This window comes from Sorangium sp. So ce1153 (genome assembly GCF_051521595.1).
Taxonomy (GTDB): Bacteria; Myxococcota_A; Polyangia; order Polyangiales; family Polyangiaceae; genus Sorangium.
Genome location: NZ_CP150361.1, coordinates 10,734,884 through 10,756,470, shown reverse-complemented (window position 1 = coordinate 10,756,470; position 21,587 = coordinate 10,734,884). Strand labels below are relative to the sequence as shown.

Sequence of the window (21,587 nt, the reverse complement as noted above, 5' to 3'; positions counted from 1 at the left end):
CCCCGGGCCCCCCGGGCACCAGCGCCCGCGGCGGGCCGCCGCGGGGAGCCTCGCGGGCGCCCGCCGGCGCGGGGCTGGCGTGCCGGCGCATGCCCGCGCGTGCCCGCGCATGCCCGCGCGTGCCGGCGCGTGCCGGCGCGCCGCCAGCGTCCTTTTTCCGGGCGATGCCCCGTGGTAGAGGCGCGAAATGCGAGCGAACCGAGCGATCTGGCTTGTGGTCATGGCCGTCCTTGCGGCGGGGTGCGGGTCGGGGAAGGCCGAGATGTCGTTGGCGGCGAGCGCTGCCCCGCCGCCCCCGCCGCCTCCGCCTGCGCCCGTCCAGCCGGCGGCGCCCGCCGAGGCGGTCATCGAGGGGGATCGCATCAAGATCGCCCGGCCGATCTTCTACGACCTCGACAAGGACGAGATCCGGCCCGAGTCGTTCTCGGTGCTCGACGCGGTGGCGAACATCCTGCGGACGCACCCGGAGATCGTCGCGCTCACGGTCGAGGGGCACACGGACAACCAGGGCACGGTGGAGCACAACATCAAGCTGTCCGAGCGCCGCTCGAACGCGGTGGTCCGCTACCTCGTCCAGCGCGGCGTCACGACGCCGATGACGGCGCCCGGGTACGGCGCCGGCGCGCCGATCTGCTTCACGAACGACGAGGGCTGCCGCGCCATGAACCGGCGCGTCGAGTTCCGCATCAAGACGAAGTGATGCCCGGCGGGCCGGTCCGGCCGCCGCCGCTCCTTCTTCCCCGGTCAACACGTCACCTGCGCTCGCTCCTTCGCCACCGGTGCGTCGGGACAAACAGGCCAGGTTAACACAGCTCCTCCCTCGAAATCGACTGCTTTCCGCCGCCCCGCGCGTCAGCGGGCTGGTCTCGTCGGTCTCGTCGGTCTCGTCGGTCTCGTCGGTCTCGTCCGTCTCGTCGGTTACTTCAGTTACCCCCATCACTTCAGCGCCGCTCGCGCTGGTCACGTTTGGCCGCCTTCGCTGCCCGCGTCGCCTCGGCCGCGCTGTAGTGCGTGCGTGCTGCCGTCCGTGCCCCGCGGCCGGCCGCGGCTGCCATGGCGGCCTGCTTCGCCGCACGGGGCGGACGCCGCGCGAGGATGCCTGTCCGTCTGTGCGTCTGTGGGACAAGGGACTCCCAAAACTCGTTCGTGCTGCAAATTTCTATTGAACGATGTCTCCGGATCGTGGTTAATACATCACGGGAATACGCGCGCTGAGTGCGACGCGCCGGTCCGAACAACTCATTGCAGTGCATGGTGGATCATGGCGAGCGTTCGTCGTTTTCCGTTGGGGATCGCTTGTCTCGTTCTTTCGGGGCTATCGTGGTTGGCGCCGCGGCCCGCCGCCGCGCATGACGCCGATCACCTCAGGTGGGCGGAGAGCCTCGTTGATAACCTCGATCCTGAGAACAACGAGTATTCGACTTCCAGCTTCATGTCCTGGGCTGGCGTGGCCGGCGCGCGGCGTTACGCGAACCGGACGCAGTGCGCCACCTTCTTGACGGAGCTGCTCAAGCGGAGCTACGGGTGGACCGAGACGTCATTCAACGGCTGGCTGGGCAGCCGGAGCCCGACCGCCGCCACGTACTATGACGCCATCGTCGAGGAGAATGGATTCGAGAGGATCCACGACCCTCAGGACGCGCGCGCCGGCGACGTCATCGTCCTCCGTTATCCTGCGGGCGAGTCGTCGACCGGGCACGTCGCGATCCTCCGCCGGGCGCCGAGGGTGAGGCTTCCGCTCAACCCCTTCGTGGTGGGCACGTTCCAGTACGAGGTCAGCGTGGTCGACTCGACGAGCACGCATCACGGCCCGTCCGACTCCAGGATGTCCTCGGGCGGCCGGGGGGACACCGGCGCGGGCTACGGCGTGATGCGCGTCTATACGAACCTGTGGGGCGGCATCGTCGGGCACACCTGGAGCACGGCCACCACCACGACCTACTATCCGACCACGCAGCGCCAGGTCGTCATCGGCAGGCTGGTGCTCGCCGACGACGATCTGTAGCGACGTGACCACGACAGGCAGGGTCGTGTAAAATTCGCGCCATGCTGTAACTGCGTCGCCCGCCGCACACCGGCCACGCCATGGCGTGTCACCGGGGGTGTGACCGAGCGAAGTGACGCATTTCGCCCAGAAAAACGCCGACCTACGCTCCCGCGGGCCCCGTTGACAAGCAGCGGGGCGGGGATCTAGAGTGCCGGCCCTCTGAGCTCCTCGCTCGGAGGCCCCCAGACCCAACAATCATCGGCTCATCCAACCCGGGGCAGCTCTGCCGCTGGGTTTTTTTCTGCCGTTGATGGGAAGAAGCTCTTCGCTTTCGACCCAGCTTCCGACTCCACCGAACCCACGGAGACCGCGCGTCCATGAGCAATCAGTACGGCCACTTCGACGACGAGAGCCGCGAGTACGTCATCACCCGGCCCGACACGCCGCTGCCCTGGCTCAACTACCTGGGTTCGGACGAGATGTTCGGCCTCTGCACCAACACGGCGGGCGGCTACACGTTCTGGAAGGACGCCAAGCTGCGCCGGCTGACGCGCTATCGGTACAACAACGTGCCCATGGACGTCGGCGGGCGCTACCTGTACGTGAACGACGGCGGGGTCGTGTGGAACCCCATGTGGAAGCCGGTCAAGACGGCCCTGGATCGCTACGAGTGCCGCCACGGCCTCGGCTACACGAAGATCACGGGCGAGAAGAACGGCGTCGAGGTGGAGGTGCTCTTCTTCATCGTCCCCGGCGAGAACGTGGAGATCTGGCGCACCCGGGTCACCAACAAGAGCGGCGCGAAGAAGGACATCCAGCTCTTCTCCTTCCAGGAGTTCTGCTTCTTCGAGGCGCTCAATGACATGACCAACTACCAGCGCACCTACTCCATCGGCGAGGTGGAGATCGACGGGAGCGCCATCTACCACAAGACCGAGTTCCGCGAGCGCCGCTCCCATTACACGTTCTTCGCGTGCACGCGGGCCGTCGACGGGTTCGACACGAGCCGCGACGCCTTCTGCGGCAGCGTCCACCACGGCCTCCACGAGGCCCAGGTGCCGGCCAAGGGCAAGGCGACGAACTCCAAGGCGTTCGGCTGGAACCCGATCGGCAGCCACCAGGTGAGCCTCTCGCTCGAGCCCGGCGCGAGCGAGACCCTGAGCTTCGTGCTCTCGTACGTGGACCAGGGGGACCTGCCCAAGTTCAAGGCGCCCTTCGTCCTCAACAAGCAGAAGGGCAAGGAGATCCTGGCCAAGTACTCCGCGCCCGGCGCGGTGGACGGGGCGTTCGCGCAGCTGAAGGAGGACTGGGCCGGGATCCTCTCGAACTTCCAGGCCGACTGCCCGGACGAGCACGCGCGGCGCATGCTCAACACCTGGAACCAGTACCAGTGCATGGCCACCTTCAACCTCTCGCGGTCGGCCAGCATGTACGAGACCGGCATCGGCCGCGGCATGGGCTTCCGCGACTCGAACCAGGATCTCCTGGGCTTCGTGCACCTCATCCCCGAGCGCGCCCGCCAGCGCATCCTCGACATCGCCGCGACCCAGCTCAGCGACGGCACCTGCTACCACCAGTACCAGCCGCTGACGAAGAAGGGGAACGCCGACATCGGCGGCGACTTCTACGACGATCACCTGTGGCTCATCCTCTCCACGTGCGCGTACATCAAGGAGACCGGGGACAAGGACATCCTCAAGGCGGCGGTGGGCTACGCCGACAAGCAGGGCTCCAAGGAGGACCTCCTGCACCACCTGGAGACGTCCATCGCCTACACGATGAAGAAGCGGGGCCCGCACGGCCTGCCGCTCATCGGCCACGCGGACTGGAACGACTGCCTGAACCTGAACTGTTTCAGCACCGAGCCCAACGAGAGCTTCCAGACCGCGGGCGACGTGAAGGACTCGAAGGCCGAGTCCGTGATGATCGCCGGCCTGTTCCTCTACGCCAGCCGCGAGATGGCCGCCCTGTACGACTGGATGGGCCAGAAGTCCGACGCGGACCGCATGCGCGCGCACTACGCGGACATGCTGGCCGTGGTCGAGAAGGAGGCCTGGGACGGCGAGTGGTACCGCCGCGCCTACGACGCCGAGAGCCGGCCGGTCGGCAGCAAGGAGAACGAGGAGGGCAAGATCTTCATCGAGAGCCAGGGCTGGTGCGTGCTCGGCGGCGCCGGCGCGGACAACGGCCGCGCGAGGCAGGCGATGGAGAGCGTGCACAAGCACCTCTACACGAAGAACGGCATCGTGCTGCAGCAGCCGGCGTACTCGACCTACCACCTCGAGCTCGGGGAGGTCACCTCGTACCCGCCGGGCGTGAAGGAGAACGCGGGTATCTTCTGCCACAACAACACCTGGATCCACCTGGGCTGGTGTCTGCTGGGCGAGGGCGAGCGCGCGCTCGAGTACTACCTCTCCATCTGCCCCTCGGCCAAGGAGAGCCAGATCGAGACGTACCGGGCCGAGCCCTACGTCTACGCGCAGATGATCGCGGGCAAGGACGCCCCGGTCTTCGGCGAGGCCAAGAACGCCTGGCTCACCGGCACCGCGGCCTGGACCTTCGTGTCCGTCAGCCAGGGGATCCTGGGCGTGCAGCCCCAGTACGACGGCCTGAAGCTGGACCCCTGCGTCCCCAAGGACTGGAAGAGCTTCTCCATCTCCCGCCGCTTCCGCGGCGCCAGCTACGAGATCAGCGTCAAGAACTCGGGGGTGTGCAAGGGCGTGAAGAAGCTGACCGTGGACGGCAAGCCCGTCGCGGGCAACGTCATCCCGCTGTCCGCCGCCGGCAAGACGGTGCGCGTCGAAGTCGAGATGGGCTGAACGGCCCCCTGTCCGGGCGCATCGCGCGCTGGCGCTTGCCGGCGCGCGCGCCACATCCCACAGACGGCGCAGGTGAGCCGCGCGCGCGGCTCGGTCGCCTCGGCTGGCGCGCATGCGGCCAGTCGCCTCGGCCGGAGCGCGCGCGGCTCGGTCGCCTCGGCTGGCGCGCGCGCGGCTCGGTCGCCTCGGCTGGCGCGCGCGCGGCTCAGTCGCCTCCAGGTGCGGCGACCCAGCGCCCGTTCAACATGACCTGCTTCACGCGGCGCATCGCCCGGATGTCGGCGAGCGGATCGCCCTCGATCAGGACGAGATCGGCGAGCTTGCCCGGCTGGATGCTGCCGAGCCGGTCGTCGATGCCGAGGAACCTGGCGTTCTCCAGCGTGCCGGCGACGAGGACCTCCATGGGCGACAGCCCGCTCTCGACGAGCAGCTCCAGCTCGCGCTGGTAGGCCCACCCTCGCTCGGCGCGCGGCGCCGTGTCGTGAGAGCCGACCACGACCCGCACCCCGGCCCGGCGCGCGGCGCCAGCGGGCCTCCTCCTGTTCTCGAAGCCGAGCACCTGGGCCTCGGTCGCGCCGTCGCCGCCGGCGCGGCGCTCGACGAGGGCGAGGGTGGGGGCGGCCGCGTCGCGCACCCGCATCGCGCTCTCCGGGCGGGCTCGGACCGGGCCGTCGAGCAGCGGACCGGCCAGGAAGAGCCGAGGCACCGGCCCTGGCCTGCGCGCGGCGTCGTACGCCTCGACCCATTGCCCCGGCGCGCGCAGCGAGGTCACGCCGCGCTGCAGGAACAGCCCGGGCAGCCCGTCGTCGCCGTCGAGGTGGAAGTGTGCGTCGATGAGGCCTGGCAGGACCGAGAGCCCGGCGCCGGGAACGACCTCCGCGCCGGCCGGGACGTCCGTGGCGCCGCGCGCGCCCGCGGCGACGACGCGATCGCCGCGGACCACGACGACGGCGTCCCGCACGGGCGGGCCTCCCCGGCCGTCGACGAGCGTGGCGCCGACGATCGCCACGGCGTGCGCGGCGTCCGGCCGCGCGATCGCGTTGATCTCCCGTGCGGGCGGGGGCTCCGGCGACTCTTCCGGAGGAGGCCACTGCACGGGCGCGCTCGCGCAGGCGCAGAGGCCCGCGAGCGTCGCCAACAGACACACGCGCAACCGAAAGCTCATCGTGGCCTCCCCGGTGACCTGAAATGTGCGAACAGTGCGAGAACAGTGCGAGAACAGCGCGAGAACAGCGCGAGAACAATGCGAGAACAATGCGAGAACAGCGCGCGGACAAGGTGAGAACAGCGCGCGGACAACGCGCGAACGTGCGCAGGCAGTGCGCGACCGGCTCTCGGCTAGCCGCGCGCGCCGCGGGAGCTCCGCGGCGCACATGGGGCCGTGTCGCTGGCGCGCAGCGCCGGAAGCCGCAGAGCGATGTCCGGATCTGCGGCCGCGGGCGGCTGCGATGTCGCGCCGTTGATCATAGCATCTCCGGCGTCGCTGGGCCGCTAACACGAGCGCTTTTCAACTTCCACCTTCGCGTTGTCCACCTTCGGGGAGCGCTCCCGGCGAGGTCCGCCCCGATCTCCAGATTCGCTGGTGCCATCCAGGCGGCGTGACGCCGCAAACCGCCGGTCGCGCGCAGGGCCAGTCCGAGCTTCGCCGCGCAGTGTCTCGTGGGGCACAAGAAAGCTTGGAACTCGCGGCTTGCTGGATCCGGGGCGACGCCCCGCGCCCTCCGCGGCCCGCGGCGCATGCGATCGCGGGTGCCCGCACCGCGGCGATGCGCTCGGCTCACGAACGGCGACTGCCGTTCTGCCACGGCGGGACGCCGGCGTAGGGCGATCCCCGAGCCGCGCGGGCCCCGCCGGTCTCTTCCTCGCCGGCGCTCATGTCATGATGCTTTGGTCGCCCGGGGGGGCCAGGCGCCGAAAGTCGATTTCGTGCGCCGCTCGAGATAGTTGAGCGTCACAGCCCGGGTGGAGTAGGGTGCCACCGCCGGCGCGGCGGGGACGCCGTGACGGGCATGCGCCGGTGGGACCGGCTGACAAAGCGACTCTCGAAGACTGGCGCTCGTTCAAGCGCGCTGGAGGACATCATGCGTAGCATCAATCTTCTTAGCATTGGCTCGATGGCTCTCATGCTGGGCGCGACCGCGCTCTCCGCAGGGTGCGGGGACGACGACACGGGCGTCACGGGCGGCACGGGCGGCGGGACCACCGCGAGCAGCAGCACCTCCGCCACGACCGGCACGGGCGGCAGCGACGAGGGCGGCGGCGGCTCGGGCGGCAGCGACGAGGGCGGCGGCGGCTCGGGCGGCGAGGGCGCAGAGTGTGTGACCTGCTCGGCGCCCCTCCTCAGGGGGGCCGACCCGAACGAGCTGTGCGAGTCCTCGGTGGAGAAGTACACCGCGCTCACGGCGTGTATCTGCGAGGCCTGCGGCGCGGCGGAGGGCGACCCCTGCTACACCGCCTGTACCACGGAGGAGGCGGCGGACGACGCGTGTTCGGAGTGCGGCACCACGGCGGCCACCACCGCGGATGGCGCATGTGCGGACGAGGGCACCGCCTGCATCCAGGACATGGGCGAGGAGTGATCTCGACGCGCTGAGGTCTCGCGGCCCGGTCCGCTCGACCTCCGGCGATCCGCACCGCGGCCGCAGGGGCAGGCAGGCGACTGTCTCCCTGCGGCCGTTTTCGCGTCCACCGCCGGCGCTCCTCGGCGCTCCGACGCGCCGTGGCGAGCGCGGGCGAGCCCGCGCAGACGGCTATTCCACCTCGGACACGGTCACGTCGACGGTCATCGTCTCGGTGGCCGGTGTGTAGAGCGTCCCCGCCGTGGGGGGGGCGTCCAGGGTGTTGCGGCCGTAGCTGACGCGCACGTGATCGAGGCTGGCCAGCACGCCGTTCGTCGGGTCGAACCCCTTCCAGCCGATGTTCGGGAGATACAGCTGCACCCACGCGTGCGTCGCATCGGACCTGGCGCGGTTCGTGCTGACATTGCCTGTATAGATGTACCCGCACACATAGCGCGCCGGAATGCCCAGGAGCCGCGCCAGGCAGATGAACAGGTTGGCGAAATCCTGACAGACCCCGCGCCGGTTCACGAAGACGTCGTGAGGGGTGGTCGTCAGGCTGGTCGAGCCCGGCACGTACTGGTATTCGCGAAAGAGCGTCAGGTTGATCGCGAAGAGCGTCTCCAGCAGGTCCGCGTCATTCCGCTCGACGAACGACATCGCATAGTCGAAGAGCTCCTGGCGCTGGGGGTCGGGGAGCTCGACGGGGCGCACGTACGGCGCGATCATCGCCTGCTCCCAGGGCATCCAGACGAGGGGAAACGCGGGCCGGCTCCTCTTCTTCGCGAACGCGAACGGGTCGGCGTCGAGCAACTCCACGGTGGAGTCGGCCGAGATCCTGAGCGCTGTATACGGGGTGGTGACCTCGAAGCGCGTGGCCCAGTTTCCGAAGATGTCTTCGAACTCGACCGTGGGGACCTCGGGGTCGATCGCGAGCGTGTGCGAGAGCACACGCTGGTCCCAGTCGTACATCGGACACAGATGCAGCTTGTGGACGCTGCGCTCTACCGGGTGATTGTAGGTATATGTCGTCGTGTGGACGACACGTAGCTTGCGGCTCGTCACGCCTCGGAGCGCACGGACAGCTCGATCCGCCAGCGCTCGTTCGCCTTCTGCGCCTCGCGGGGGATCGCCTCCAGGAGCAGCGTCCCCACCTCGGTGACCGAGGCGCGCAGCTGCACCGGCACCATGTCCCCCTCGCGACGCCCCTCCGCGGGCAAGGTGACCTCGATGGGCGAGAGCTCCTCGAGCTCGCCGGGCTTCCAGTGCTCGAGCTCGGCCCCGGCCAGGTCGTCCCGGCGCACCGACGAGCTGAAGAAGCGGAAGCGCACCGGCTCGCCGACCACCACCCCGAACTCCTGCGGCGGCAGCGTCGCCTCGGTGCCCTCCTCCATGCCGAACGGCGCGAGGCAGAGCGCCGTGATCGGCGGCTCCAGGCCGGGCACCGCGGGCACGGCCCCCTCGATGCCCACGTAGTAGGCGCGCGCCGTCCCGCCGCGGATCCGGAGCCCTCGGCCCCGCCGCGCCAGGCCGTAGGCAGCGGCCCCGCGCGCGACGGCGAGGTCCAGGTCGTCGATCGGGAGCACCCGCGGCCGCGGCGCGCCGTCCTCCTCGAGCCATGCGCCGAGCGTCGCGACGAGCCGCTCGCGCAGCGCCGCGCTCTTCATGACGCCCCCGTTGAAGAGCACCGCCGTCGGGTGCAGGAGCAGCGGTGCGCGGCCGGACTCGGCGCTCGCCGCCTCCCGCGGGACGAAGCCCTCGAGCCGCGACGTCGCGCCGGCCTGACGGCCAAGGAAGGCCGCGAGGTGGCGGGTGATCGCCGGGTCCTGCGCGTACGGCAGGCCGAGCTGCGTCAGGCCGGCGCGCGCGCGGGTCGCGGGGCGCGCGGAGGAGGGAACCTCGGGGAAGAACCCGTCGACGAGCGTCCGCGTGATCTCGTCGCGCGTGAGCTCTGTCCGGATCGACGCCCCGAGCAGCTTCGACCCGCGGCCCGCGATCACGATCGGCGCCTCGTTCAGCGACGGATCGCCGAGCAGCCGCTCCTTCGCGACGCGCGCCGCGTAGGTGAGGGACGTCATCTGCCAGCGGTCGAGCTCCTTGCCCTCGGCCGCGAGCTTCGCCTTCACCACGTGCGCGAGGGCGAGGTCCATGTTGTCGCCGCCGAGCAGGATGTGATCGCCGACCGCCACGCGGACGAGCTCGAGCGAGCCGTCGCGCGGGACCGCGGCGATGGCGGAGAAATCGGTCGTACCGCCGCCGACGTCGACCACGAGCAGCACGTCGCCCGGCTGGAGGTGCTTGCGCCACGCCTCGCCGGCGGCGTCGATCCACGCGTACACGGCGGCCTGCGGCTCCTCCAGCAGCGTGAGGTCCTCGAAGCCCGCGGCGCTCGCCGCCTCGACCGTGAGCTCGCGCGCGGCGGCGTCGAACGACGCGGGCACCGTGATCACGATCTCCTGCTTCGCGAGGGCGAGCTCCGGGTCGTCCTTCGCGAACAGGTGGTCCCACGCCTCGGTGAGGTGCTCGAGGTAGCGCCACGACGCCTCGACCGGCGAGATCTTCTCGATGTCCTCGGGCGCGCCGACCGGCAGCGTCGGCCCGCGCCGGTCGATGCCGGGGTGGCAGAGCCAGCTCTTCGCGCTCGAGATGAGGCGCGCCGGCGCGTCGACCCCCCGCGCGCGCGCGTGCTCGCCGACGACGAACCGCCGCTCGGCGTCCCACGGCAGCGCCTGGAGACCCTCGCTCTCGTGGGGGATGTACATGAACGAGGGCAGGAGCGGCCGCGCCTCGAGCGTGCCCTGCGCGACGAGCTGCGGGACCGCCAGCACCTCGGGCGAGGGCGTGAGCCGCGGATCGGCGCCTTCCTCGGGCAGGCGCGCGTAGGAGAGCGCGCAGTGCGTCGTGCCGAGATCGATGCCGATGGTGTAGCGCGCGCTCATAGCTCGACCTCCGCGGGGGCGATGATGCTGGCGTCGTGGCCGGCGACCGGCGTCGGCAGCGAGAGCTCGTCGGCGCGCCAGCCCCGGTGGCGCAGCACCCCTCGGTATGGCGCGCTTCCGGACACGTTGCCGATGAGCTTGATCTCGGACGGGTTGTAGCCGGCCTCCAGCGTGACCCTGGCCCCCTCGTCCTCGCGCCGCACGGGCGCGAGCTTCGCGTGGCCGCGCAGCGCCTTGCGGCAGCCCTCGTGGACCATCCTCGCCGCCACGCCGACGTCCGCGTCGCCGAAGGAAGCGATGTCCTGCTCGAGGAAGTCGACCAGCCGCCCCTCGCGCTGGAGCAGCGCGAGCAGCTGGAGCGCCGAGCTCGCGGCGGGCGGCGCGGGCGGCGCGGGCGTGGCGCGCGGCGCGGGGGCGGGCTCCTTCTTCGCGGTCTCCGGGGCCTCAGCGAGCGGCGGCGCGCCGCCTTCACGAGCTCGCTCGAGCTGCTCCGGCTCACGGCGCCCGGCCGGCGGCAGGGCGGCGGCCTCGCGCGCCTGCCAGGCCCGCGCGGCGAACTGGGGATCGAACAGCACGCGGAAGAAGCACGCGAACGCGAACCAGAGCCGCGTGGACCAGGGAAGCGGGGGATCGTGGAGGTCGGCCACGGCGAGAGCCTAACGCCGAGCGTTGCGATCGGTACAGAGACCGGCGAGCGGGGCAGGAGCGCGCCTGTCCGGCGCCGCCGCGCGGGACGCGGCCGGGCGGATCAGAAGGTCGCCCGGAGGACGGGGAAGCGCAGCTCGTGCCCCTGCGTCACGCCGAATTTGAACATTTCGTCCTGCGAGTACAGCGGCCTGAGCGAGAGCGACGGCATGCCGAGCGCGACCCGGCCCGGCGTGATGTCGACGAGGCCGAGCCGGGGCTGCTCCCAGCGGCCTCCCCGGAGGAGCGGCGCCGCGTCCGTCGTGATCTGGACGTTGACGCCCGGCTGGGGGGGCTCCGCGGCCGGCTCGTTGCGGATCGGCTCGCTCTGATCCGTCTCCGGGGGCTTGTACGCGGTGGCGTTCAGGGTGACGACGAGGGTCGGGATGACCAGCGCCATGCCGCCGGCGAGCATGTAGAGCGGCACCTCCGCGGGCGGCTCCGCGGCCTCGATGAAGTAGCCGGCGACGCCGCCGCCCGCCGCGCCGAGCCCGCCGAAGACGAGGTAAGGCCAGGCGCGCTCGACCCCGATCGCGCCCATCGTCAGCATCACGACCTCACCGCCGAGCAGCGCGCCGCCGACGATCCCCTTGCCGGTGACGCTCACCCTGTCGCCCTCGCTCGCTTGCTGGGCGCTCGCGCGCCCGGGCGCGCCGGCGAGCACCGCCGCCGCCATGGACGCCCCTGCCAGACACTGCGCTGCCTTTCGATTCATGCGGTTGACCGGCATCGTGTTTTCCCTGTGTCGATTGTCGCGAAGCCTGCGAGGGCTGGAGCTCTGGACCGCCGCCGGCCGCGCGTCGCGCGACCTGCGCCCGGGCCGGCCGGCCGGCGGTCCCGCCTGGACCGTCGCGCCGTTCTCGAATTGTGAACCGCCGGCGGAGAGCGGGGACGCACGCGCCTCCTCTCTTCTCCAGCGAAGCCGGTCGCGCGAGCCTAGCACGGGTTTCAAGGCTCCGAACCGCTGCATTGCCCGTGCGGAGGATGGGTGGTATGGCTCCACCGGAACCGGGCCGTGGCCCGCCGCCGCCTGCCGCCGAGAGCGCGGCAGCCTTCGAGGGATTACCGCTATGGGCCGCATCGGACCGATGGAAATCGCCCTTCTCATTGGGCTCGCTCTGCTCCTCTTCGGCGCTGGGAGGATCGCTGACGTCGGCAAGGGCATCGGCGAGGGCATCCGGAATTTCAAGAAGGGGCTCAAGGACGACGAGGACGAGGACGCCGCCAAGCAGCTCCCGGCAAAGCCCGACGCCAAGGAAGAGGACACACACAAGCCCGTGTAGTCCTCGCGTCCGGGCGCGGCGCGTCACGTGGACGCGCAGAGGCGCAGAGGCGCGCGCCCGGCGCCGCTAGACGCTGGTCGACGCTCGCTGGCGCGCGTCTATACTCGAGCGCCGTATGCCTCACCGACTCCTGGAGCGCATCGTCAAGGCGCTCGTGGTCTCCGCCGCGTTCCCGCTGGCAGCGTACTTCGTTCTTCAGTTCGGCCCCGGAGGGCTCTGGCGAGGGTTCGAGCCGGCGCTCGCGGTCACCGGGCAGGTGGCCAAAGCGCCGTACGACCTCACCCGCCTCGAGGCCGTGAACGAGACGCTCAAGATGATCCGGGACAAGTACGTCGAGCCGGATCGCGTCAAGCCGAAGGAGATGCTGCTGTCGGCGCTGAACGCCGTGCAGCGCGACGTCGCGCAGGTGATCGTCCTCAACGAGGACCCCAACGAGGTCACCGTCCGCGTCGAGACCAGCGAGAAGAAGTTCCGGATCGACAACATCCAGGGCCCCTGGGACGTCTCCGCGCGCCTGCGCGAGGTCTTCGGCTTCCTGCAGAAGAACCTCAAGGGCACGGAGGTCGATCTCCGCGACGTCGAGTACGCCGCGTGCAACGGCATGCTGCACACGCTCGACCCGCACTCGACGTTCCTGAGCCCCGAGGCGTACAAGGAGATGAACCTCTCCACGTCGGGCGCGTTCGGCGGGCTCGGCGTCGTGATCTCGATCCGCGACCAGATGCTCACGGTCCTGAACCCGATGCCCGACACGCCCGCGGGCAGGGCGGGCCTCAAGCGGCTCGATCGGATCGTGAAGATCAACAACGAGTCGACGCTCAACATGCCGCTCGACGACGCCGTGCGGAGGCTCCGCGGCGATCCCGGCACCCCGGTCACCGTGTGGGTGACCCGCGACGGCGAGGGCGGGTGGCAGGGCCCGAAGGCGTTCGAGCTGACCCGCGAGGTGATCAAGGTCAGGTCCGTCGAGTCGCGCGCCCTCGACGGCGGCGTCGGCTATGTCCGGCTCAAGACGTTCCAGGCGACCTCGACCGCGGAGCTCGACGCGGCGCTCGACGGGCTGCGCGCCAAGGGCCCGCTGAAGGGGCTCGTGCTCGATCTGCGGGGCAACCCGGGCGGCCTGCTCGACCAGGCCGCGCGCATCGCCGACAAGTTCCTCGCCGACGGCGTCATCGTCTCGACGGTCGGCGCCTCCGAGGGGCGCGAGGAGAAGCGCGCCAAGGGCCCCGGCACCGAGCCGCTGTACCCGATCGTGGTGCTCGTGAGCGGCAACAGCGCGAGCGCGAGCGAGATCGTGGCGGGCGCGCTGAAGAACAACGACCGCGCCGTCATCGTCGGCTCGCAGACGTTCGGCAAGGGCAGCGTGCAGCTCGTGTTCCCCGACGTCACGGCGGAGAAGGCGGCCCTCAAGCTGACGATCGCGCAGTACCTGACGCCGGGCGACATCTCGATCCAGGGCGTCGGCGTCACGCCGGACATCGAGCTCGATCCGATGACGGTCGACGAGCTCGAGATGGACCTCACCGTGCAGAAGGACGGCCTCCGGGAGCGCGACCTCTCGGCGCACCTCTCGAACGCGCGGGCGGCGGCGGCGGGCAAGCCGTCCGAGGTGGTCCGCTACCAGCTCACGAGCGCCGACCGCGAGCAGATGCGCGAGCGCGGCGGCGACATCGACGAGGACTTCGCCCTCGACTTCCCGATCCGCTTCGCGCGAGAGCTCGCCGCGCGGATGCCGCAGAACACCCCGAGGCTCCAGCAGCTCCGCGCGGTGCACGATCACATCGAGCAGGTCGGCAAGGAGGAGCTGGGCAAGGTCGCGGCCGAGCTGGCGAAGCTCGGCGTCGACTGGTCCGACGCCCCCGAGGGGGCGACGCCGGCGGCCAGGTCCGAGCTCGACGTGAAGGTCGAGACCGATCGACCGAACGCCGAGGTGACCGCCGGCCAGCCGATGGAGCTCCGGGTCACCGTCAAGAACAACGGAAAGCAGCCGGTCTACCGGCTCCGCGGGACGACGGAGAGCGACAACCTGTACTTCGACAGCAAGGAGCTCATCTTCGGCAAGATCGGCCCCGGCCAGACGAAGTCCGCGAAGGCGCCGCTCGGCTGGTGCGAGGTCGAGGGGCGGAAGGTCGGCTCGACGAAGCCGAGGAAGGCCAACGAGAAGCGCTCCTGCAAGATCCCGATGGACGCCCTGTCGCGGAGCGACGGCCTCAAGGTGAAGTTCGAGGCCGCCGCCGCGCCGGAGCCGCCCCCGGTCGAGATCCGGCCCACGGTGCGCGCGCTCGACCGGCCGCTCTTCCAGTACGCCTACCAGATCGTCGACGACCGCGAGGGCAACGGCGACGGGCTCATCCAGAAGGGCGAGCGGGTCAGCATGTACCTGACCGTCAAGAACGTCGGCAAGGGCCCGTCGTACGAGACCCAGGCGAACATCGCGAACCTCTCGGGCGAGGGGCTCATGCTGCACGCCGGGCGCTTCGACGTCTCGAACATCAAGCCGGGCGACGTGCGCAAGGTGGTCTTCACCTTCGACGTGGAGCCGCAGCTGTCGGAGCCCGAGGCGACCCTCACGCTCTCGGTCGGCGATCGCGATCTCCGCGAGTTCGCCAGCGAGAAGGTGAAGATCCCGATCTCGCCCCGCCTCCAGCTCAAGGGCGGCGGCTCCACCGTGAAGGCCGGGGCGGAGGGGGCGATGCTGCTCCCGACGCCGGAGCCGAGCGCGCGCGGCTTCGGCCGGCTCCCGGCGGGCGCCGTGGTCAAGGTGCTCGGCGAGGCGCCCGGCGGGTTCCTCAAGGCCGATCTCGGCGGAGGCCGCTTCGCGTTCGTCGCGGCGCGGGAGGTGACCCCGGGCGGCGGGCCAGCGCCCGCGGCGGTCGCGTTCGAGGACGTCTACTCGCACGCGCCGCCGACGCTCGACATCGCCGCGGCGGCGCTCGCGACGACCGCCGACACGGTGAAGATCACGGGGACGGCGTCGGACAGCGAGCGGCTCCTCGACACCTTCATCTTCGTCGGCTCGCGGAAGCTCTATTACAAGTCGAACCGCGACGGCGCGGAACCGAAGAAGGCCGAGTTCTCGTTCGAGGCGCCGCTCCGGCCGGGGGTCAACGTGATCACCGTCGTCGCGCGCGAGACGCCCGACACCACCACGCGGCGCACGCTCGTGGTGCGCAAGGACGGGCCCGACGGCTCGATCTTGAAGACCCCGAAGTCCGACAACCCCGTCGACGACTGGATTGCGGAGCGCGGGGGCGAGGACTAAGGCGCCGGGCATGGACGACGGGCGCAAAGAGCGGTGCTTCGCCGGGCGACCCTGCCCGGCGGGGCAGCGCTGCGCCGGGCTGCCCTGCCCGGCGAGGATCTGGTAGCTTCGACGCGTGGGACTCCTCGCCTGGCTGGGCCTGAAGCAGGGGGGCTCGTTCCCGAACCTCGACGCCCTCCTGAAGGAGCTCCGCACGGCGCTCCCGGACGACGAGGCGGTGGTCCTCCGCTACATCGCGACCGTCATCGTCCTGCTCGGCAAGGTCGCCTGCGTCGACGGCCGCTTCTCCGACAAGGAGGACGAGCTGCTCCGCGAGCTGCTCACGCACGTCGACGGGCTCGCGCCGAGCGGCGTCGACGCGGTGTTCAACGCGCTCCAGGGCAAGCTGCCCGCGCTCCAGGAGGGCGAGGTCGATCGCTGCTACCGCGAGCTCAAGTCGCTCTGCAACGCGAGCGAGCGGGTGGAGGTCGTGCGCCTGCTGATCCGGCTCGCGGCGGCGGACGGCGCGCCCACGCCGGCCGAGCGGGCGGAGATCACGGGCATCGCGGAGGAGCTCGGCGTCCCCCTCGCCGAGATCGAGCCGGATCTCTCCGGCGGGGCCGGCGGTCAGGCCGGCTCCCCGGCGGCGCCGGAGGAGCCTGGCGGAGAGACGCGGGGGTGAGCGGGCGGCGCAGCGGCGCTGCTCAGTCGCGCGCGTCTCGCTGCTCGGCGCCGCTCTCAGGGCTCGCGGCGCGGCTCGAGAGGCCGAGCGCGCGGCGCTGCTTCAGCGCCGTGAGCGTCACGAAGAGGACGAACAGGACGGCCCCGAGCACCGCCACGAGCACGCCGAAGTTGAAGAGGTAGTGCGCGCCCTGCGCGCCGCCCACCCCCATCAAGAAGATGCCGAGCAGCGCGATGCCCGCGCCGATGACGGGATCGGGGCCGACGTCGTTCTCCGAGGTCGCATGCGAGAGCCCGCCCCCTTGCACCCCGCCGGCCTCGTTGCTCATCGGATGGCTCACAGGAGGAGCTTAGCAAACTGGTCAACGGCCCGAAACCCGCCAGCGCCTGACCCGGGCTATGCTGCGCGGGTGAGCACGCCCACGCCCCCCCTGAACGACCGTCTTTCCCGTCCCGCGTCGCCCGACTTCGCCGGGCGCCGCGTCATCAGCTTCGAGAGCCGCCGCGCCGCCGAGATGGCGTCGCTGATCCAGCGGTATGGCGGTGTGCCCGTCACGGCGCCGACGCTCCGCGAGGTGCCGATCGAGCGAAATGAGCGCGCGCTCGACTTCGCGCGGCGCCTCGCGGGCGCCGAGTTCGACCTCGTGATCCTGTTGACCGGCGTCGGGACCAGGGCGCTCGTGGCCGAGGCGGCGCCCGCGCTCGAGCCGGGCCAGGGCGACGGCGGGGCGCCGGCTCGGGACGGAGAGACGGACGCCCAGGGCGTATCCCTCATGGCCGCGGCGCTTTCCTCGGTGCAGCTCGTCGTGCGCGGCCCCAAGCCGGCCGCCGCCCTGCGCGAGCTGGGCCTGACCCGCTTCATCACCGTCCCCGAGCCGAACACGTGGCGAGAGATCCTCGACGTCGTCAGCGCGCTCGGCGACCTGAGCGGAAAGCGCATCGCCGTGCAGGAGCACGGGGCGCCGAGCCACGAGCTCTACGCCGGCCTCGAGGCGGCCGGCGCCAGCGTCACGCCGGTGCCGGTGTACCGGTGGGCGCTCCCGGAGGACACCACGGCGCTGCGGCAGGCGCTCCGCCTGCTGGCGGACGGCGGCGCGGCGATCACGCTGTTCACGAGCCGCGCGCAGGTCGAGCACGCGCTGCTCGTGGCGGCCGAGGAAGGGCTCGTCGATCCGCTGCGCGCCGCGCTCGCGCGGGGCGTGGTGGCGTCGATCGGGCCGGTGTGCACGGAGGCGCTCCGCGCCGAGGGGATCGAGCCGGATTTCGAGCCCGAGCACCCGAAGATGGGCCACCTGGTCAAGGCGGCGGCCGCGCGCGCGGGCGAGATCCTCGCCCGCAAGGGGAACCAGGCCGACGCGCCCGCGCCGGCTCAGTCGTCGCCGTCTTCGTAAGCCGACTGCGCCACCGTCGCCGGCCGCGGCTCGGGGCGGGCCGCCGGCGCGGCGGCCGCAGCGCCCGCGCGCTGCTGCGCGTCCGCCGCGTCCGCGTGGCCCCTGTCGACCAGCTCGGCGCGGTAGAGCACGCGCCCGTCCTCGGCGGTGATCTCGCCGCCGACGTCGCCCCAGGCGAAGTCGTCGCTCTGGAGCGTGCGCATCGTCGCCTTCGTCTTGCCGATGCGCACGCGGAAGCTCGTCTTCTGGCAGGCGATGGGGGCGCCGCCGACCTCGACGTTCACCGCCTCGCTGCCGAGCACCTCCTCGTTCTCGTCGGCGGCGAGCGCGGTCTTGGCCATCATCGCGTCGTAGACCGAGAGCGTCGCGGGCCGCTCGGCCCCACCGTCGATCCACGCGGCGCTGAGGATCTCGCCGCGCCGGCTCGGCGCGTCGCTCATGCGGACCCGCAGCGCCTCGGTCTCCTTGTCGCCCTCGAGGGTCACGTCGACCACGAGGACGTCGCCCTCGCGCGCGACCACCCGCTGCGTGAGGAGCAGCGGCGTCTTCCTGAAGCTGCCCGAGAACCGGTAGGCCACGTAATCGCCGGGCCCGCGCGCCGCGGCCGTCTCCTCGGCGCCCGCGGCGCTCTCGCCGGTCGCGCCCTTCGCGCGCTGCGCGACCTCGCGTCGCGCCTCGACCGCCGCCTTGACGGCGGTTCCCTGGGGGCGGCCAGCTCGAGCGTTCGTTCCGATCCCCGCGCCGCAGCCAGCGGCCAGGATCGAGGTGAGGGCGGCGAAGAGGAGCGGTCGGTTCATGCACCCCCGGTACCTGAGGGTGCCCGCCATGGCCCAGTTTCTGGCGACTCCACGGACGCGCCGAGGCCGACGGCGCGCCCGCGGCCCCGCGCGCGAGGCCGCGGACGTCGTGGCGCGCGCTCAGGGCAGCTTGCCGCTCGGGAGGAGATCGTCGAAGGCGGCGTCGAACTCGTCCGCGAGCATCTCGGCGCCGACGGCGCGCGCGGCCGGCTTCGGCAGGTCGATGCGGCGCAGCCGCTCCGCGACGCTGCCGCGCGGATCGCTGTAGCTCGGGCTCATGCGGGCGACCCGCTGGAAGTAGTAGAGCGCCTGCTCGGGGACGCCGCGCATCTCGTAGGCGTTCGCGATCTCGTACGTCAGCGCGAGCTCCTGCTCCACCGTCTTGTGCGAGGCGTGCAGCCCACGGATGAGCGCGTCGATGCCCGCCTCGATGTTGCCCATCTGGAGGTGGGTGACGCCGATCATCGACTGGCAGACGCACTCGCGCCCGGGGTCGCGTGAGGCGAGCTCGAACTCGGCGATGGCGTCCGCGTAGAGGCCCATCTCCTTGTAAGCGACCCCGAGGTCGTAGTGCGTCGACGCGTCGCCCTCGGAGATCTGCGCCGCCACGCCCGCCTTGAACTGCTCGAAGACGCTCTCGACGCTGATCTGTCGAGGATCGTCCTGGACGCCCGTGACCGAGCCCGGCGCTACCTCGAGCTCATCGATCATCTTGAGCGACTCGGCGATGTCGAACGCGCGGTCCTCGTCCGGCCGCTCGCTGCCGCGCGGGACGACCCGCGTGCCGCTCTGGTTGTCGGTGGCCGCGCGCGTCTGCGACGCGAGCTCGGTGACCTCGCGCAGCCGCTCCATGAGGAGCGGGTGGTTCGGCAGGCGCGCGAGCTGCTCCTCGAGGATGTTCCGCGCCTCCTCGAACATCCCGTGCTGCGCGAAGAACTCGACCTCCTCGAGCGCGTCCTCGTCGAGCGCGTCCGCGCGCCGCGACCCCGGCGGCACGGAGCGGCCCGAGGCCGGCCGAGCGGACGCCGGCCGAGCGGACGGCGGCCGGGACGACGCCGGGCTGTACAGGGCCGGCGGCGCCGCGAGCACGGGAGGCGGGGGCATGGAGGACGGGGAAGGCGCCGGCGGCGCCTGAGAAGCCGCGACGGCCAGGGGGTGCCCGGGCGAGCGGCTCGGGTGGACCGACGCCGTCTCCTCGTCGTCGTCCTCGACGTCCTCGACGTCCTCGACCTCTTCGAGCTCCTCGACGTCGTCGATCGGGAAGCTCGGCAGCGGCGGCTCGTTCGCGAACGGGTCGTCGAGGTGCGTGACGAGCTGCGGACGCCGGGGGAGCGCCTCGACGACGCCGTCCTCGTCGAGCGTGTACGCGGGCAGCGGCGCGTCGGGATCGTAGAGGTCCTGGCTCGGCACCTCGGACGCGTACGCGTCGTTCTCGCCGGCCGCCGGCGAGACCTCCGGCCCTGTGTGCTCCTCGTCGGCGAGCTCGTCCTCCTGCGGCACGGCGTAGCCGAGCAGGTTGAGCATCTCCGTGGCCTGCGCGTTGCCCGGGTCGAGGAGCAGCACCTCGTCGAGGAGCCGCGCCGCGTCGTCGACGGCGCCCTCGCCGGAGAGCTGCTCCGCGAACTCGAGCATCTGCTCGACCGCGCCGTCCTGGTCTCCCGCCTCGATCAGGATGTCGCAGAGCTTCTCGCGCAGCTCCCGCGCGGAAGGCAGCCGGGCGACGCCGCCCTTGAGGAGGGTGATCGCTTTGTCGTACTGGTGGTCGCGCCGGAGGTTCTCCGCGTGCGCGACGAGCTGCCGCGGGCTCGCGACCGGGGCGGTCGTGGGCTGGGACGCGCGCAGCGGGATCGGCGCCGCGGACGAGGGCTCGGCGTCCTCGACCTCGAGCTCCTCCGCGTCGGCGTCCTCGTCCTCTTCGAGCTCGACGTCGATCGACGCGCGCGTGTTCCTCGCGTTGGGCGCGAGCTGGGCGGCGAGCTGGCGGACGCCCTCGTCGTTCGGGGCGCGCGCGACGAGGGCGGCGACGAGGGTGGCGAACTGGTCGACCCGGCCCGCCTCCTTGGCGATGCGCGCCGACTCCTTCTGCACCTCGATCGCCTTGGCCGGCTGCCCGAGCAGGTCGAAGGCGCGGGCGAGGAGCGCGAGGGTCTCCAGGTCCCGTGGGTTCTCCTTGAACGCGATCTGCAGCTTGGTGAGGGCCGACATCCCGTCGCTCGGGTCGCCGCGGTCGAGGTAGATCTCGGCGGCCATGCGGGCGAAGCGGGCGTCCGGGCGGTGCTGCAGCAGGCGCTCGACGACCTTCAGCGCGTCGTCGCGGCGCCCGAGCTTGAGGAGCAGCTCGGCCGCCGTCCCGAAGCGCTGGATCGCGGCGTCGTAGTCGCGGACGCGGATCAGCGCCTCCGCGAGGCGGAGATACGCAAGCGGGTTGTTCGGGTCGAGGTCGACGACCCTCTTGAAGATGTCGATCGCGTCGCGGTCGCGCCCCGCGCGGAGCAGGCGCGTCGCGACCTCGTCGTAGGCCGTGAGCGCGTCGCTCGTGAGCCCGAGCTGCGTGTAGATCTCCGCGAGGCGCGGGACGATGTGGCCGAAGCGGTCCTCGTACTGCGGGACGTGCTTGTGGATGATCTCGCGGATCTGCTTGTAAACGGCGATCGCTTTGAGCGCGAAGCCCTGAAGGGAGTAGAACTGGCCGACGCGCTCGTAGGTGGTGATCGCCTCGACGTACTCCTCCGTCCTCAGGTAGAGGTCGCCGATCTTGAGCAGCGTCCGAACGTCCTTCGGATCCTCCGCGACCAGCTTCTGGTACTCGGCGATGGCCTTGTCGAAGCGCTTCCGCTCGACAAACTTCTGCGCGGTCTGGAGTACCTTGTCGCGATCGACCGCCACGGCGATGGGAATCTCCTACTGAGGACAGGGAGGCGTTGCTCGGGCGCCCCGTCGGCATCCCTCACCTCGCCTAAAAACACCTAGCCAATCCCGCTACCACGTACAAGCACGCGGCATCGGAAGTTGGGGAAGCTACCGCCAAGGTGCTTGTTTGCAGCATGCGCTCCCCGCGGGTCCATGTGGGGAGCGCGGGGAGCGCGGCGACCGCCTGGCACGGTGGCCTTGGCCCCGCCCCGGTCGGACGCTAGGCAGGTCCGGTCGAGGCGCGTCAAGAGCGCGCCAGGGCGCGCCGATCAGCCGGGAAATGTGAAGATCGCGGAG

16 protein-coding genes are annotated in these 21,587 nt (G+C 71.4%); 8 read left to right on the top strand and 8 right to left on the bottom strand.

Features of this window, described 5'->3' with window-relative positions:
• Nucleotides 1-187: 187 nt before the first annotated feature.
• The 3 genes from WME85_RS38910 (at nucleotide 188) to WME85_RS38900 (ending at nucleotide 4,806) form a co-directional block, all read left to right on the top strand.
• A complete protein-coding gene (locus tag WME85_RS38910; RefSeq protein WP_437828403.1) occupies nucleotides 188-700 on the top strand; it encodes an OmpA family protein in 513 nt (170 codons plus the stop codon).
• Between the two features lie 732 nt (nucleotides 701-1,432).
• Entirely contained in the window at nucleotides 1,433-2,005 is a 573-nt protein-coding gene (locus WME85_RS38905; protein ID WP_437828401.1) for a hypothetical protein, read from the top strand.
• Nucleotides 2,006-2,364: 359 nt separating this feature from the next.
• Nucleotides 2,365-4,806: a GH36-type glycosyl hydrolase domain-containing protein gene (locus WME85_RS38900; RefSeq protein WP_437828399.1), complete on the top strand. Its 2,442-nt coding sequence runs from the start codon at nucleotides 2,365-2,367 to the stop codon at nucleotides 4,804-4,806.
• Between the two features lie 205 nt (nucleotides 4,807-5,011).
• Here WME85_RS38900 and WME85_RS38895 read toward each other — a convergent pair whose 3' ends face one another.
• On the bottom strand, nucleotides 5,012-5,971 hold the full coding sequence (locus WME85_RS38895; RefSeq protein ID WP_437828397.1) for an amidohydrolase family protein: 960 nt from the start codon (nucleotides 5,969-5,971) through the stop codon (nucleotides 5,012-5,014).
• A 949-nt stretch (nucleotides 5,972-6,920) separates the two neighbouring features.
• Between WME85_RS38895 and WME85_RS38890 the strand changes: the two genes are divergently transcribed.
• The gene (locus WME85_RS38890; RefSeq protein ID WP_437828394.1) at nucleotides 6,921-7,385 is read left to right on the top strand and encodes a hypothetical protein; all 465 of its coding nucleotides are present in this window, start codon (nucleotides 6,921-6,923) and stop codon (nucleotides 7,383-7,385) included.
• A 171-nt stretch (nucleotides 7,386-7,556) separates the two neighbouring features.
• Here the strand turns inward: WME85_RS38890 and WME85_RS38885 are convergent, their stop codons facing one another.
• From WME85_RS38885 to WME85_RS38870, 4 genes are all read right to left on the bottom strand, one after another.
• Nucleotides 7,557-8,429, bottom strand: a complete 873-nt coding sequence (locus tag WME85_RS38885; RefSeq protein WP_437828391.1) for a transglutaminase family protein — start codon at nucleotides 8,427-8,429, stop codon at nucleotides 7,557-7,559.
• Nucleotides 8,426-10,303: an Hsp70 family protein gene (locus tag WME85_RS38880; protein WP_437828389.1), complete on the bottom strand. Its 1,878-nt coding sequence runs from the start codon at nucleotides 10,301-10,303 to the stop codon at nucleotides 8,426-8,428. The genes WME85_RS38885 and WME85_RS38880 overlap by 4 nt, the downstream gene beginning before the upstream one ends.
• Entirely contained in the window at nucleotides 10,300-10,950 is a 651-nt protein-coding gene (locus WME85_RS38875) for a DUF2760 domain-containing protein (RefSeq protein WP_437828386.1), read from the bottom strand. Before WME85_RS38875 ends, WME85_RS38880 begins: the two co-directional genes overlap by 4 nt.
• A 101-nt stretch (nucleotides 10,951-11,051) precedes the next feature.
• The gene (locus WME85_RS38870) at nucleotides 11,052-11,702 is read right to left on the bottom strand and encodes a hypothetical protein (protein ID WP_437828384.1); all 651 of its coding nucleotides are present in this window, start codon (nucleotides 11,700-11,702) and stop codon (nucleotides 11,052-11,054) included.
• A gap of 373 nt (nucleotides 11,703-12,075) precedes the next feature.
• Here WME85_RS38870 and WME85_RS38865 point away from each other — a divergent pair, with 373 nt between their 5' ends.
• From WME85_RS38865 to WME85_RS38855, 3 genes are all read left to right on the top strand, one after another.
• Nucleotides 12,076-12,270 (top strand): twin-arginine translocase TatA/TatE family subunit, encoded by a 195-nt coding sequence (locus WME85_RS38865; protein ID WP_437304092.1) that lies wholly within the window; start codon nucleotides 12,076-12,078, stop codon nucleotides 12,268-12,270.
• A gap of 115 nt (nucleotides 12,271-12,385) precedes the next feature.
• Nucleotides 12,386-15,532, top strand: coding sequence for an MXAN_5808 family serine peptidase (locus WME85_RS38860; protein ID WP_437828381.1), 3,147 nt, complete (start codon nucleotides 12,386-12,388; stop codon nucleotides 15,530-15,532).
• Nucleotides 15,533-15,647: 115 nt separating this feature from the next.
• Nucleotides 15,648-16,193, top strand: coding sequence for a TerB family tellurite resistance protein (locus tag WME85_RS38855; protein ID WP_437828378.1), 546 nt, complete (start codon nucleotides 15,648-15,650; stop codon nucleotides 16,191-16,193).
• A gap of 22 nt (nucleotides 16,194-16,215) precedes the next feature.
• Here WME85_RS38855 and WME85_RS38850 read toward each other — a convergent pair whose 3' ends face one another.
• Nucleotides 16,216-16,521 (bottom strand): hypothetical protein, encoded by a 306-nt coding sequence (locus tag WME85_RS38850; RefSeq protein ID WP_437304089.1) that lies wholly within the window; start codon nucleotides 16,519-16,521, stop codon nucleotides 16,216-16,218.
• A gap of 81 nt (nucleotides 16,522-16,602) precedes the next feature.
• Between WME85_RS38850 and WME85_RS38845 the strand changes: the two genes are divergently transcribed.
• On the top strand, nucleotides 16,603-17,583 hold the full coding sequence (locus WME85_RS38845; RefSeq protein WP_437828376.1) for a uroporphyrinogen-III synthase: 981 nt from the start codon (nucleotides 16,603-16,605) through the stop codon (nucleotides 17,581-17,583).
• Here WME85_RS38845 and WME85_RS38840 read toward each other — a convergent pair.
• Nucleotides 17,562-18,380 (bottom strand): hypothetical protein, encoded by an 819-nt coding sequence (locus WME85_RS38840; RefSeq protein ID WP_437828373.1) that lies wholly within the window; start codon nucleotides 18,378-18,380, stop codon nucleotides 17,562-17,564. The genes WME85_RS38845 and WME85_RS38840 overlap by 22 nt on opposite strands.
• A gap of 120 nt (nucleotides 18,381-18,500) precedes the next feature.
• Nucleotides 18,501-21,266, bottom strand: coding sequence for a tetratricopeptide repeat protein (locus tag WME85_RS38835; RefSeq protein ID WP_437828372.1), 2,766 nt, complete (start codon nucleotides 21,264-21,266; stop codon nucleotides 18,501-18,503).
• Between the last annotated feature and the right edge of the window lie 321 nt (nucleotides 21,267-21,587).